Origin of the sequence: Escherichia sp. 94.0001, from assembly GCF_013369155.2 — a bacterium.
GTDB classification, from domain to species: Bacteria; Pseudomonadota; Gammaproteobacteria; order Enterobacterales; family Enterobacteriaceae; genus Escherichia; species Escherichia coli_F.
In genome coordinates this window covers 1-13,782 of record NZ_JABWMS020000083.1, presented here as the reverse complement: position 1 = coordinate 13,782, position 13,782 = coordinate 1, and the positions used below count along the sequence as shown (strand labels likewise).

The 13,782-nt window shown below is 49.3% G+C and carries 13 protein-coding genes; 11 read left to right on the top strand and 2 right to left on the bottom strand.

Annotated elements, in window-relative coordinates; genetic code table 11:
- Positions 1-308: 308 nt before the first annotated feature.
- From fimA to fimH, 7 genes are all read left to right on the top strand, one after another.
- Complete coding sequence (fimA, locus tag HEN33_RS22365) at positions 309-857, top strand: type 1 fimbrial major subunit FimA (RefSeq protein WP_032185809.1); 549 nt, start codon at positions 309-311, stop codon at positions 855-857.
- Between the two features lie 64 nt (positions 858-921).
- On the top strand, positions 922-1,461 hold the full coding sequence (locus HEN33_RS22360) for a fimbrial protein (protein ID WP_000824095.1): 540 nt from the start codon (positions 922-924) through the stop codon (positions 1,459-1,461).
- 36 nt (positions 1,462-1,497) lie between these two features.
- A complete protein-coding gene (gene fimC / locus HEN33_RS22355) occupies positions 1,498-2,223 on the top strand; it encodes a type 1 fimbria chaperone FimC (RefSeq protein ID WP_001403893.1) in 726 nt (241 codons plus the stop codon).
- Positions 2,224-2,289: 66 nt separating this feature from the next.
- Positions 2,290-4,926 (top strand): fimbrial usher FimD, encoded by a 2,637-nt coding sequence (fimD, locus tag HEN33_RS22350; RefSeq protein WP_176263287.1) that lies wholly within the window; start codon positions 2,290-2,292, stop codon positions 4,924-4,926.
- A 9-nt stretch (positions 4,927-4,935) separates the two neighbouring features.
- The gene (fimF, locus tag HEN33_RS22345; protein WP_001355117.1) at positions 4,936-5,466 is read left to right on the top strand and encodes a type 1 fimbria minor subunit FimF; all 531 of its coding nucleotides are present in this window, start codon (positions 4,936-4,938) and stop codon (positions 5,464-5,466) included.
- A gap of 12 nt (positions 5,467-5,478) precedes the next feature.
- Positions 5,479-5,982, top strand: coding sequence for a type 1 fimbria minor subunit FimG (gene fimG, locus HEN33_RS22340; protein WP_000872000.1), 504 nt, complete (start codon positions 5,479-5,481; stop codon positions 5,980-5,982).
- A gap of 19 nt (positions 5,983-6,001) precedes the next feature.
- Complete coding sequence (gene fimH / locus HEN33_RS22335) at positions 6,002-6,904, top strand: type 1 fimbria D-mannose specific adhesin FimH (RefSeq protein WP_176263288.1); 903 nt, start codon at positions 6,002-6,004, stop codon at positions 6,902-6,904.
- Between the two features lie 184 nt (positions 6,905-7,088).
- Here fimH and gntP read toward each other — a convergent pair whose 3' ends face one another.
- The gene (gntP, locus tag HEN33_RS22330; RefSeq protein ID WP_000558243.1) at positions 7,089-8,432 is read right to left on the bottom strand and encodes a gluconate permease GntP; all 1,344 of its coding nucleotides are present in this window, start codon (positions 8,430-8,432) and stop codon (positions 7,089-7,091) included.
- A gap of 339 nt (positions 8,433-8,771) precedes the next feature.
- Here gntP and uxuA point away from each other — a divergent pair, with 339 nt between their 5' ends.
- From uxuA to uxuR, 3 genes are all read left to right on the top strand, one after another.
- Positions 8,772-9,956: a mannonate dehydratase gene (gene uxuA / locus HEN33_RS22325; RefSeq protein ID WP_087933669.1), complete on the top strand. Its 1,185-nt coding sequence runs from the start codon at positions 8,772-8,774 to the stop codon at positions 9,954-9,956.
- A gap of 80 nt (positions 9,957-10,036) precedes the next feature.
- Positions 10,037-11,497: a fructuronate reductase gene (locus tag HEN33_RS22320; protein WP_000208194.1), complete on the top strand. Its 1,461-nt coding sequence runs from the start codon at positions 10,037-10,039 to the stop codon at positions 11,495-11,497.
- Positions 11,498-11,710: 213 nt separating this feature from the next.
- A complete protein-coding gene (uxuR, locus tag HEN33_RS22315) occupies positions 11,711-12,484 on the top strand; it encodes a Uxu operon transcriptional regulator (protein WP_000833686.1) in 774 nt (257 codons plus the stop codon).
- A gap of 140 nt (positions 12,485-12,624) precedes the next feature.
- Here uxuR and HEN33_RS22310 read toward each other — a convergent pair whose 3' ends face one another.
- Positions 12,625-13,446 carry a DUF2686 family protein gene (locus HEN33_RS22310; protein WP_000062493.1) on the bottom strand — a complete coding sequence of 274 codons (822 nt, stop codon included), beginning with the start codon at positions 13,444-13,446 and terminating at the stop codon, positions 12,625-12,627.
- Between the two features lie 239 nt (positions 13,447-13,685).
- Here HEN33_RS22310 and HEN33_RS27155 point away from each other — a divergent pair.
- Positions 13,686-13,782 (top strand): hypothetical protein (locus HEN33_RS27155; RefSeq protein WP_445297909.1); only part of this gene is annotated, 97 nt, incomplete at its 3' end.

Sequence of the window (13,782 nt, the reverse complement as noted above, 5' to 3'; positions counted from 1 at the left end):
CACATAACCTCCGCTATAGGTAAAGCTAACGTTTCTGTGTCTCGAAGCAACTTCCTCATTCATCTCTCCAAAAACCACCGTGTTCAATATAAAAATCTATAAAAGAATGTATTAATAGAATATAAATCCAAATAATAAACTAAGAAAGTTTGTGCGTAATGCTTTCCTCTATGAGTCAAAATGGCCCCAAATGTTTCATCTTTTGGGGAAGAACTGTGCAGTGTTGGCAGTCCAATTCGTTTCAAAACAAAGTGTACAGAACGACTGCCCATGTCGATTTAGAAACAGTTTTTTTAAAGGAAAGCAGCATGAAAATTAAAACTCTGGCAATCGTTGTTCTGTCGGCTCTATCCCTCAGTTCCGCAGCGGCTTTGGCCGATACTACGACGGCAAATGGTGGGACCGTTCACTTCAAAGGGGAAGTTGTTAACGCCGCTTGCGCAGTTGATGCAGGCTCTGTTGATCAAACCGTTCAGTTGGGCCAGGTTCGTACCGCTAGCCTTAAGCAGGCTGGAGCAACCAGCTCTGCCGTTGGTTTTAACATTCAGCTGAATGATTGCGATACCACTGTTGCTACAAAAGCCGCTGTTGCCTTCTTAGGTACGGCAATTGATGCTACGCATACTGATGTACTAGCTCTGCAGAGTTCTGCTGCAGGTAGCGCAACAAATGTTGGTGTGCAAATTCTGGACAGAACCGGTGCTGCGCTGGCGCTGGACGGTGCGACATTTAGTGCAGAAACAACCCTGAATAACGGTACTAACACCATTCCGTTCCAGGCGCGTTACTTTGCAACCGGTGCCGCAACCCCAGGTGCTGCTAATGCGGATGCGACCTTCAAGGTTCAGTATCAATAACCTACCCAGGTTCAGGGACGTCATTATGGGCAGGGATGCCCACCCTTGTGCGATAAAAATAACGATGAAAAGGAAGAGATTATTTCTATTAGCGTCGTTGCTGCCAATGTTTGCTCTGGCCGGAAATAAATGGAACACCACGTTGCCCGGCGGAAATATGCAATTTCAGGGCGTCATTATTGCAGAAGCTTGCCGGATTGAAGCTGGTGATAAACAAATGACGGTCAATATGGGGCAAATCAGCAGTAACCGGTTTCATGCGGTTGGGGAAGATAGCGCACCGGTGCCTTTTGTTATTCATTTACGGGAATGTAGCACGGTGGTGAGTGAACGTGTGGGTGTGGCGTTTCACGGTGTCGCGGATGGTAAAAATCCGGATGTGCTTTCCGTGGGAGAGGGACCAGGGATTGCCACCAATATTGGCGTAGCGTTGTTTGATGATGAAGGAAACCTTGTACCGATTAATCGTCCTCCAGCAAACTGGAAACGGCTTTACTCAGGCTCTACGTCGTTACATTTCATCGCCAAATATCGTGCTACCGGGCGTCGGGTTACTGGCGGCATCGCCAATGCTCAGGCCTGGTTCTCTTTAACCTATCAGTAATTGTTCAGCAGATAATGTGATAACAGGAACAGGACAGTGAGTAATAAAAACGTCAATGTAAGGAAATTGCAGGAAATAACATTCTGCTTGCTGGCAGGTATCCTGATGATCATGGCAATGATGGCTGCCGGACGCGCGGAAGCAGGAGTGGCCTTAGGTGCGACTCGCGTTATTTATCCGGCAGGGCAAAAACAAGTACAACTTGCCGTGACAAATAATGATGAAAATAGCACCTATTTAATTCAATCATGGGTAGAAAATGCCGATGGTGTAAAGGATGGTCGTTTTATCGTAACGCCACCTCTGTTTGCGATGAAGGGGAAAAAAGAGAATACCTTGCGTATTCTTGATGCCACAAATAACCAATTGCCACAGGATCGGGAAAGTTTATTCTGGATGAACGTTAAAGCGATTCCGTCAATGGATAAATCAAAATTGACTGAGAATACGCTACAGCTCGCAATTATCAGCCGCATTAAATTGTACTATCGCCCGGCTAAATTAGCGTTGCCACCCGATCAGGCCGCAGAAAAGTTAAGATTTCGTCGTAGCGCGAATTCTCTGACGCTGATTAACCCGACACCCTATTACCTGACGGTAACAGAGTTGAATGCCGGAACTCGGGTTCTTGAAAATGCATTGGTGCCTCCAATGGGCGAAAGCACAGTTAAATTACCTTCTGATGCAGGAAGCAACATTACTTACCGAACAATAAATGATTATGGCGCACTTACTCCAAAAATGACGGGCGTAATGGAATAACGCAGGGGGAATTTTTCGCCTGAATAAAAAAAATTGACTGCCGGGTAATTTTAAACCGGAGGAATAATGTCATATCTGAATTTAAGACTTTACCAGCGAAACACACAATGCTTGCATATTCGTAAGCCTCGTCTGGCTGGTTTTTTTGTTCGGCTCTCTGTTGCCTGTGTTTTTGCCACACAGGCACCTTTGTCATCTGCTGAACTCTATTTTAACCCGCGTTTTTTAGCGGATGATCCCCTGGCTGTGGCTGATTTATCGCGTTTTGAGAATGGTCAAGAATTACCACCAGGGACGTATCGCGTCGATATCTATTTGAATAATGGTTATATGGCAACGCGTGATGTCACCTTTAATACGGGCGACAGTGAACAAGGGATTGTTCCCTGCCTGACGCGCGCTCAACTTGCCAGTATGGGGCTGAATACGGCTTCTGTCTCCGGTATGAATTTGCTGGCGGATGATGCCTGCGTGCCATTAACCACAATGATCCATGACGCTACTGCGCATTTAGATGTTGGTCAGCAGCGACTCAACCTGACGATCCCTCAGGCATTTATGAGTAATCGCGCGCGTGGTTATATTCCTCCAGAGTTATGGGACCCCGGTATTAATGCCGGATTGCTCAATTATAATTTCAGCGGAAATAGTGTACAGAATCGGATTGGTGGTAACAGCCATTATGCATATTTAAACCTACAGAGTGGGTTAAATATTGGTGCATGGCGTTTACGCGACAATACCACCTGGAGTTATAACAGTAGCGACAGTTCATCAGGTAGCAAAAATAAATGGCAACATATCAATACCTGGCTTGAGCGAGACATAATACCGTTGCGTTCCCGGCTGACGCTGGGTGATGGTTATACTCAGGGCGATATTTTCGATGGTATTAACTTCCGCGGCGCACAATTGGCCTCAGATGACAATATGTTACCCGATAGCCAAAGAGGATTTGCCCCGGTGATCCACGGTATTGCTCGTGGTACTGCACAGGTCACTATTAAACAAAATGGGTATGACATTTATAATAGTACGGTGCCACCGGGGCCTTTTACCATCAACGATATCTATGCCGCAGGTAATAGTGGTGACTTGCAGGTAACGATTAAAGAGGCTGACGGTAGCACGCAGATCTTTACCGTACCCTATTCGTCAGTCCCGCTTTTGCAACGTGAAGGGCATACTCGTTATTCCATTACGGCAGGAGAATACCGTAGTGGAAATGCGCAACAGGATAAACCCCGTTTTTTCCAGAGTACATTACTCCACGGCCTTCCGGCTGGCTGGACAATATATGGTGGAACGCAACTGGCGGATCGTTATCGCGCTTTTAATTTCGGTATCGGGAAAAACATGGGGGCACTGGGCGCTCTGTCCGTGGATATGACGCAGGCTAATTCCACACTTCCTGATGACAGTCAGCATGACGGGCAATCGGTGCGTTTTCTCTATAACAAATCGCTCAATGAGTCAGGCACGAATATTCAGTTAGTGGGTTACCGTTACTCGACCAGCGGGTATTTTAATTTCGCTGATACAACATACAGCCGAATGAGTGGCTACAACATCGAAACACAGGATGGTGTTATTCAGGTTAAGCCGAAATTTACCGACTATTACAATCTCGCTTATAACAAACGCGGGAAATTACAGCTCACTGTTACTCAGCAACTCGGACGCACATCAACACTGTATTTGAGTGGTAGCCATCAAACTTATTGGGGAACGAGTAATGTCGATGAGCAATTCCAGGCTGGATTAAATACTGCTTTCGAAGATATCAACTGGACGCTCAGCTATAGCCTGACGAAAAACGCGTGGCAAAAAGGACGGGATCAGATGTTGGCTCTTAACATCAATATTCCTTTCAGCCACTGGCTGCGTTCTGACAGTAAATCTCAGTGGCGACATGCCAGTGCCAGCTACAGCATGTCACACGATCTCAACGGTCGGATGACCAATCTGGCCGGTGTATACGGTACGTTGCTGGAAGACAACAACCTCAGTTATAGCGTGCAAACCGGCTATGCCGGGGGAGGCGATGGTAATAGCGGAAGTACAGGCTACGCCGCGCTGAATTATCGCGGTGGCTACGGCAATGCCAACATTGGTTACAGCCATAGCGATGATATTAAGCAGCTCTATTACGGAGTCAGCGGTGGGGTACTGGCTCATGCCAATGGCGTAACGCTGGGGCAGCCGTTAAACGATACGGTAGTGCTTGTTAAAGCGCCTGGCGCAAAAGATGCAAAAGTCGAAAACCAGACGGGGGTGCGTACCGACTGGCGCGGTTATGCCGTGCTGCCTTATGCCACAGAATATCGGGAAAACAGAGTAGCGCTGGATACCAATACCCTGGCTGATAACGTCGATTTAGATAACGCGGTCGCTAACGTTGTTCCCACCCGTGGGGCAATTGTGCGAGCAGAGTTTAAAGCGCGTGTTGGGATAAAACTGCTCATGACGCTAACCCATAATAATAAGCCGCTGCCGTTTGGGGCGATGGTCACATCAGAGAGTAGCCAGAGTAGCGGCATTGTTGCGGATAATGGTCAGGTTTATCTCAGCGGGATGCCTTTAGCGGGAAAAGTTCAGGTGAAATGGGGAGAAGAGGAAAATGCTCACTGTGTCGCCAATTATCAACTGCCACCAGAGAGTCAGCAGCAGTTATTAACCCAGCTATCAGCTGAATGTCGTTAAGGGGGCGTGATGAAAAGCAAACCTTTTTATCTTCTGTGCGCTTTTTTGTGGCTGGCGGTAAGTCACGCTTTGGCTGCGGATAGCACGATTACTATCCGCGGCTATGTCAGAGATAACGGCTGTAGTGTGGCCGCTGAATCAACCAATTTTACTGTTGATCTGATGGAAAACGCGGCGAAGCAATTTAACAACATTGGCGCGACGACTCCTGTCGTTCCATTTCGTATTTTGCTGTCACCCTGTGGTAATGCCGTTTCTGCCGTAAAGGTTGGGTTTACCGGCGTTGCAGATAGTCACAATGCCAACCTGCTTGCACTTGAAAATACGGTGTCAGCGGCTGCGGGGCTGGGAATACAGCTTCTGAATGAGCAACAAAATCAGATCCCCCTTAATGCGCCATCCTCCGCGATTTCGTGGACGACCCTGACGCCGGGTAAACCAAATACGCTGAATTTTTACGCCCGGCTAATGGCGACACAGGTGCCTGTCACTGCGGGGCATATCAATGCCACGGCTACCTTCACTCTTGAATATCAGTAACTGGAGATGCTCATGAAATGGCGCATACGTGGGTGTTTATTGGCGGCAATGTTGACGCTCGTAAGTGCGACGCTACAGGCCGCCGATGTCACGATCACCGTGAACGGTAAGGTCGTCGCCAAACCGTGCACGGTTTCCACCACTAATGCCACGGTTGATCTCGGCGATCTTTATTCTTTCAGTCTCGTGTCTGCTGGTGCGGCATCGGCCTGGCATGATGTTGCGCTTGAGTTGACTCATTGTCCGGTGGGAACATCGAGGGTCACCGCCAGCTTCAGCGGGGCAGCCGACAGTACCGGATATTATAAAAACCAGGGGACCGCGCAAAACATCCAGTTAGAGCTACAGGATGACAGTGGCAACACATTGAATACTGGCGCAACCAAAACAGTTCAGGTGGATGATTCCTCACAATCAGCGCACTTCCCGTTACAGGTCAGAGCATTGACGGTAAATGGCGGAGCCACTCAGGGAACCATTCAGGCAGTGATTAGCATCACCTATACCTACAGCTGAATCCGAAGAGATGATTGTAATGAAAAGAGTTATTACCCTGTTTGCTCTACTGTTGATGGGTTGGTCGGTAAATGCCTGGTCATTCGCTTGTAAAACCGCCAATGGCACCGCTATCCCTATTGGCGGTGGCAGCGCCAATGTTTATGTAAACCTTGCGCCCGCCGTGAATGTGGGGCAAAACCTGGTCGTAGATCTTTCGACGCAAATCTTTTGTCATAACGATTACCCGGAAACCATTACAGACTATGTCACACTGCAACGAGGTTCGGCTTATGGCGGCGTGTTATCTCATTTTTCCGGGACCGTAAAATATAATGGCAGTAGCTATCCATTTCCTACCACCAGCGAAACGCCGCGCGTTGTTTATAATTCGAGAACGGATAAGCCGTGGCCGGTGGCGCTTTATTTGACGCCTGTGAGCAGTGCGGGCGGGGTGGCGATTAAAGCTGGCTCATTAATTGCCGTGCTTATTTTGCGACAGACCAATAACTATAACAGCGATGATTTCCAGTTTGTGTGGAATATTTACGTCAATAATGATGTGGTAGTGCCTACTGGCGGCTGTGATGTTTCTGCTCGTGATGTCACCGTTACTCTGCCAGACTACCCTGGTTCAGTGCCGATTCCTCTTACCGTTTATTGTGCGAAAAGCCAAAACCTGGGGTATTACCTCTCCGGCACAACCGCAGATGCGGGCAACTCGATTTTCACCAATACCGCGTCGTTTTCACCAGCGCAGGGCGTCGGCGTACAGTTAACGCGCAACGGTACGATTATTCCAGCGAATAACACGGTATCGTTAGGAGCAGTAGGGACTTCGGCGGTAAGTCTGGGATTAACGGCAAATTACGCACGTACCGGAGGGCAGGTGACTGCAGGGAATGTGCAATCGATTATTGGCGTGACTTTTGTTTATCAATAAAGAAATCACAGGACATTGCTAATGCTGGTACGCAATATTGCCTGATGCGCTACGCTACCTACAAACCCGCACGTTAGCCCTTTGTAGGCCAGATAAGACGCGCCAGCGTCGCATCTGGCATAAACAAAGCGCACTTTGCCGACAATCCGAACAGAGCCTGCCAATGGCAGGCTCAGGTGCTCTTTTACGCTACCATGCTGATAATCAAAACAATAATCAGCCCAACCACGGAGTTGACCAGCTCCAGCAGACCCCAGGTTTTCAACGTGTCTTTTACTGACAGGTCAAAATAACCTTTGAACAGCCAGAATGAGGCATCGTTAATGTGGGTGAGGGTGTTGGAACCCGCAGCCGTCGCCAGCACCAGCAGCGCCGGATTCACGCCAACCAGTTGACCGGTTGCTGGATCAAGGATTGCAGCACTGATAATACCGGCGGCAGTCATCGCCGAAACCACACCCTGACCCGTCGCCAGACGAATTAGCACAGTGATCAGCCACGCCATGATGTACGGCGAGATATTGCCGTGGGACATCAACATGCCGATGGTGTCACCAATGCCGGTGTCGATGATGGTCTGCTTCAGCACGCCGCCCGCACCAATGATCAGAATCACCATCGCAATGCTTTTTACCGCGCTTTCAAAGGCGTTCATCACCCACTGCATGTCATGACCACGCGCGGTGCCAAAGAGTACGAATGCAACCACCATCGCAATAAACATTGCAATCGGCGATGAACCTATAAAGTTAACGACTTCCCACGCAGGGGTGTCTTTGACCAGCCAGATATTGGCGATAGTGGTAGAGATCATAATGATCGCCGGGATCAGCGGTACCAGAATCGAAACGCCGAAAGAGGGGAGATTATTCATATCCACCGGTTGATCCGCTTTGAGGAATGATGGCGTTGGGCGCTCAAGATTACCGAGGAACTTCGGCAGAATCAGGCCTGCGCAGATTACGCTTGGGATTGTCACCAGTACACCATAGATATAAACCATCCCCATATCTGCACCATAAGCATTCACCAGCGCCACCGGACCCGGCTGCGGAGGGAAAAGTGAATGTGCGGTGGTAGCAGCCGCTACTGCCGGAATAGCCAGTTTCAGGAACGGAATTTTAGCTTCGGCGGCAATGACGATAACCAGCGGCGCTAACATGATAAAGGCCACTTCATAGAACATCGCCAGACCAAAAATCAGGCCGATGATAATCACCGATATCTGGACATAGCGCAGGCCGAGACGCGCCAGCAGCGTATGCGCTATCTGATGAGCCGCGCCGGAGTCGACCATCAATTTACCAATGACCGCACCGAACACAACAATGATTGCCAGTTCCCCCAGCGTGTTGCCGAAGCCCGCTTTCATGGTGTGCAGCAGCGACATCAAATCCATGCCCGCCAACATCCCGACGGATAGCGCCGCCACTAGCAAAGCCACCATTGAATTGATTTTGAACTTCAAATTCAGTACCAGCATCAGGCCGATACCGAATACTACCCAAAGAATGTTAAGCACATGCATAACGTTTTACCTTACCTGGTTGAACCGTTGTTATTTTGGGCGACATGTTATGTAAATTGGTCAACCATTGTTGCGATGAATGTCACACCCTCTGATTAATAACTATCAATTACCCTTTGCTGCAATTTGCAGCAACAACCGTGAGAGTGAAATTCTTGTGATGTGGTTAACCAATTTCAGATTTCGGGTTGACATGTCTTACCAAAAGGTAGAACTTATACGCCATCTCATCCGATGCAACGCCACGGCTGCGGTTTGGTTGTTCATCCGGATACCTAAACAACTCCGGGGTTCCGCGTCTCTTTGCTGTGGAACCCACTATGTGAAAGAGGAAAAATCATGGAACAGACCTGGCGCTGGTACGGCCCAAACGATCCGGTTTCTTTAGCTGATGTCCGTCAGGCGGGCGCAACTGGCGTGGTTACCGCGCTGCACCATATCCCGAACGGCGAAGTATGGTCCGTAGAAGAGATCCTCAAACGCAAGGCGATCGTTGAAGACGCAGGCCTGGTGTGGTCTGTCGTAGAAAGCGTGCCAATTCACGAAGATATCAAAACTCATACTGGCAACTACGAGCAGTGGATTGCTAACTATCAGCAAACTCTGCGCAATCTGGCGCAGTGCGGCATTCGCACCGTGTGCTACAACTTCATGCCGGTGCTCGACTGGACCCGTACTGACCTCGAATACGTGCTGCCAGACGGCTCCAAAGCTCTGCGCTTCGACCAGATCGAATTTGCTGCATTCGAAATGCATATCCTGAAGCGTCCAGGCGCGGAAGCGGATTACACCGAAGAAGAAATTGCTCAGGCCGCTGAACGCTTCGCCACTATGAGCGACGAAGACAAAGCGCGTCTGACCCGTAACATCATTGCCGGTCTGCCGGGCGCGGAAGAAGGCTACACCCTTGACCAGTTCCGTAAGCACCTGGAGCTGTACAAAGATATCGACAAAGCCAAACTGCGCGAAAACTTTGCGGTCTTCCTGAAGGCGATCATTCCAGTTGCGGAAGAAGTTGGCGTGCGTATGGCTGTTCACCCGGACGATCCGCCGCGCCCAATCCTCGGCCTGCCGCGTATCGTTTCCACCATTGAAGATATGCAGTGGATGGTTGATACCGTAAACAGCATGGCGAACGGTTTCACCATGTGCACCGGTTCCTACGGCGTGCGTGCTGACAACGATCTGGTTGATATGATCAAGCAGTTCGGTCCGCGTATTTACTTCACCCATCTGCGTTCCACCATGCGTGAAGATAACCCGAAAACCTTCCACGAAGCGGCGCACCTGAACGGTGACGTTGATATGTACGAAGTGGTGAAAGCGATTGTTGAAGAAGAACACCGTCGTAAAGCGGAAGGCAAAGAAGACCTGATCCCGATGCGTCCGGACCACGGTCATCAGATGCTGGACGACCTGAAGAAGAAAACCAACCCAGGTTACTCCGCGATTGGTCGTCTGAAAGGCCTGGCCGAAGTTCGTGGTGTCGAAATGGCGATCCAGCGCGCTTTCTTTAGCCGTTAATATCCACCGGCATGGCTGCGCGCCGTGCCGGTTCCTTCTTCCTTGCCGTCACTCTCTGAAGACGGATTCTGGAGTTTACGATGACTACTATTGTTGACAGCAATCTGCCGGTTGCCCGCCCGTCATGGGATCATTCTCGTCTGGAATCACGCATTGTGCATCTCGGTTGCGGGGCGTTTCACCGCGCGCACCAGGCGCTGTACACCCATCATCTGCTGGAAAGCACCGACAGCGACTGGGGTATCTGCGAAGTTAACCTGATGCCAGGCAACGACCGCGTGCTGATCGAAAACCTGAAAAAACAGCAACTGCTGTACACCGTGGCGGAAAAAGGCGCAGAAAGCACCGAGCTGAAAATTATCGGTTCGATGAAAGAAGCGCTGCACCCGGAAATCGACGGTTGTGAAGGTATTCTCAACGCGATGGCGCGTCCGCAGACGGCGATTGTCTCCCTGACGGTCACGGAAAAAGGTTACTGCGCCGATGCGGCGAGCGGTCAGCTGGATCTCAATAATCCGCTGATTAAGCACGATCTGGAAAACCCGACTGCGCCGAAGTCGGCGATTGGTTACATCGTCGAAGCCTTGCGCCTGCGTCGTGAGAAAGGGTTGAAAGCGTTTACTGTCATGTCCTGCGACAACGTGCGTGAAAACGGTCATGTGGCGAAGGTTGCCGTTCTTGGGCTGGCTCAGGCGCGTGATCCGCAACTGGCGGCATGGATTGAAGAGAACGTCACCTTCCCGTGCACCATGGTTGACCGCATCGTTCCGGCGGCGACGCCAGAAACCTTACAGGAAATTGCTGACCAGCTGGGTGTTTACGACCCATGCGCCATTGCCTGCGAACCGTTCCGTCAGTGGGTGATTGAAGATAACTTCGTTAATGGTCGCCCGGACTGGGATAAAGTGGGCGCACAGTTCGTTGCAGACGTTGTGCCGTTCGAAATGATGAAGCTGCGTATGCTGAACGGCAGCCACTCTTTCCTGGCGTACCTCGGTTACCTCGGCGGCTATGAAACCATTGCCGACACCATGACTAACCCGGATTATCGCAAAGCGGCCTTTGCCCTGATGATGCAGGAACAAGCGCCAACGCTGTCGATGCCGGAAGGTACGGACCTGAACGCCTATGCGACGCTGCTGATCGAGCGTTTCAGCAACCCGTCTCTGCGTCACCGTACCTGGCAGATTGCGATGGACGGCAGCCAGAAGTTACCGCAGCGTCTGTTGGACCCGGTGCGTCTGCACTTGCAAAACGGCGGTAGCTGGCGTCACCTGGCGCTCGGCGTGGCTGGCTGGATGCGTTACACCCAGGGGGTGGATGAGCAGGGGAATGCCATTGACGTGGTCGACCCGATGCTGGCGGAGTTCCAGAAGATCAACGCGCAGTATCAGGGCGCAGACCGCGTGAAAGCGCTGCTGGGCCTGAGCGGTATTTTTGCCGATGATCTGCCGCAGAATGCCGACTTTGTTGGCGCGGTGACGGCGGCATATCAGCAGCTGTGTGAACGCGGTGCGCGCGAGTGTGTGGCTGCGCTGTAACTAACTGATTACCCTACAGACTTACTGGTCAATCAAACGCATATTTGGTTGACCAGTTTTCGTTTTTTGCCCACCTGTACGTGCCAACTTCCAGTGCTAATGGTATAGTTTGAGATTGACGGGTGCCGTAAAATCGCCCGTTGTAGGCCGGATAAGGCGTTCACGCCGCATCCGGCAAAAATTTGATTAACTGCACCTAACGGACACAACACCATGAAATCTGCCACCTCTGCGCAAAGACCTTACCAGGAAGTCGGGGCGATGATCCGCGATCTGATCATAAAGACGCCGTACAATCCTGGCGAACGGCTGCCGCCGGAGCGTGAAATTGCAGAAATGCTTGATGTCACGCGGACGGTGGTACGTGAAGCGCTGATCATGCTGGAGATCAAAGGGCTGGTGGAAGTGCGCCGGGGTGCCGGTATATATGTTCTTGATAGCTCAGGCAGCCACAACACAGACAGTCCGGATGCCAATGTCTGCAATGATGCGGGTCCTTTTGAGCTGTTACAGGCGCGGCAGTTGTTGGAGAGCAACATCGCAGAGTTTGCCGCTTTGCAGGCCACGCGCGAAGATATCGTCAAAATGCGCCAGGCATTGCAACTGGAAGAGCGTGAGCTGGCTTCCAGCGCGCCGGGCAGCAGCGAAAGCGGTGACATGCAGTTCCATCTCGCCATTGCCGAAGCGACGCATAACAGCATGCTGGTGGAGCTATTCCGTCAGTCCTGGCAGTGGCGGGAAAACAATCCGATGTGGATCCAGTTGCACAGCCATCTGGATGACAGCCTGTATCGCAAAGAGTGGTTGGGCGATCACAAACAGATCCTCGCCGCGTTAATCAAAAAAGACGCCCGAGCGGCGAAGCTGGCAATGTGGCAGCATCTGGAAAACGTGAAGCAACGTCTGCTTGAATTCTCGAACGTTGACGATATTTATTTTGATGGCTATCTATTTGATTCATGGCCGCTGGATAAAGTCGACGCCTGACTTATTATGATAAGCGCAAGGGTAAACGTTCCTTGCGCTTTCTTAAATTAAGAAGTCGCAATGAGTATTACTTTATAAATTGCAGGGTATTGTTTAAATATCTGTATAACCTGAATGTTAGTACTCATTCTTCCCAGTGGTTATTTACCAATATAATTCCATTCACCATTTTTTAATTCAAACAGTTCTGGGAGAGATGACGGTTGCAGAGTCATACGTTTGACATGTGCATTTTCATCCCCGGGGATAACTTTATATCCAATCTTAGCGTGGATCTCAGCGGTACCAGGATAGGCTTCTATACCAATTATTGGGTCATTTCCCATTCCAATATTAGCATTAAGTAATGCAGCAAGGGCGAATCCGGAAGAATTTGCTACCCCTGACACAGTCATTATCTGATCAATATAGATATCAATTCTTGGCAGTGTTGTATCTTGCCAATTTTCAACCTTTTCAAGGGGGAGTGTTGCCAGGTATCCTATCGTGGTTCCCGCATAGCCTGGAACATTGCAACCAGGGCCTAGGGTTATTTCATGTATCGTGTTTGGAATTTTAGAATCCATAGTTAGGTTAAACCGTAGACCAGCTTCTAACGCTGCGGAAACATGCGCCTTTTTACATACTCCACCGTATATTCCGTCTAATACTGAGCTGGCCTTCCAGGTACCACAGCGTATGTTTCCTGTGATTGAAATACCATCGGATTCTTTACATGCGGCTGTTACGTAATTGAATGGCCAATACCCTTGTTTACCAATTTCAAGCTGTCTAATTTCGACAACACTTCCCCCATCATAGTTATGGTTATTTCCACGAACAAGAGGTCTGACATAGATGTTTTCCGAGTTAAGATGCGAGGGCATACTGTCTGCTAATTCTTTATCGGCATTTGGATGATGAGCGAAATGATTATCTGTAAAAATTTTGTTGTTAGCGGCATTGCTTATTGGCATAGACATATTAATAACCTTTTATGAGTATTTCACTGATGTTTTAGAAAAATAGATAAATTTTTCTGTAGTAAAAAGAGAAGTAAACAAATGACATGCATGTTTCTGTTGTAGTGATATCAACTCTACACAGTGATATTAAAGGGTGGGAAACACTCTAAAGTATCAAAAAACGCTCATTTAAAATTATTTGCATGCAATTTAAAAGCATATCTTATTACTAATTGGAATTTGATGTTGTTATATTGATGTCTATATTAATAATGCCTGTGAATGGTGTTTTTGATGTATTTGATATGTTATCACTTTATATTATTTACAAACTAATTGTTTCAAATAATACAT

Coding starts and splice junctions, on each gene's coding strand:
- HEN33_RS22360 (WP_000824095.1), top strand. CDS start 922: ATGAAAAGGAAGAGATTATTTCTATTAGCGTCGTTGCTGCCAATGTTT.
- uxuA (WP_087933669.1), top strand. CDS start 8,772: ATGGAACAGACCTGGCGCTGGTACGGCCCAAACGATCCGGTTTCTTTA.
- gntP (WP_000558243.1), bottom strand. CDS start 8,432: ATGCATGTGCTTAACATTCTTTGGGTAGTATTCGGTATCGGCCTGATG.
- HEN33_RS22310 (WP_000062493.1), bottom strand. CDS start 13,446: ATGTCTATGCCAATAAGCAATGCCGCTAACAACAAAATTTTTACAGAT.
- fimA (WP_032185809.1), top strand. CDS start 309: ATGAAAATTAAAACTCTGGCAATCGTTGTTCTGTCGGCTCTATCCCTC.
- fimG (WP_000872000.1), top strand. CDS start 5,479: ATGAAATGGCGCATACGTGGGTGTTTATTGGCGGCAATGTTGACGCTC.
- fimD (WP_176263287.1), top strand. CDS start 2,290: ATGTCATATCTGAATTTAAGACTTTACCAGCGAAACACACAATGCTTG.
- HEN33_RS22320 (WP_000208194.1), top strand. CDS start 10,037: ATGACTACTATTGTTGACAGCAATCTGCCGGTTGCCCGCCCGTCATGG.
- uxuR (WP_000833686.1), top strand. CDS start 11,711: ATGAAATCTGCCACCTCTGCGCAAAGACCTTACCAGGAAGTCGGGGCG.
- fimF (WP_001355117.1), top strand. CDS start 4,936: ATGAAAAGCAAACCTTTTTATCTTCTGTGCGCTTTTTTGTGGCTGGCG.
- fimH (WP_176263288.1), top strand. CDS start 6,002: ATGAAAAGAGTTATTACCCTGTTTGCTCTACTGTTGATGGGTTGGTCG.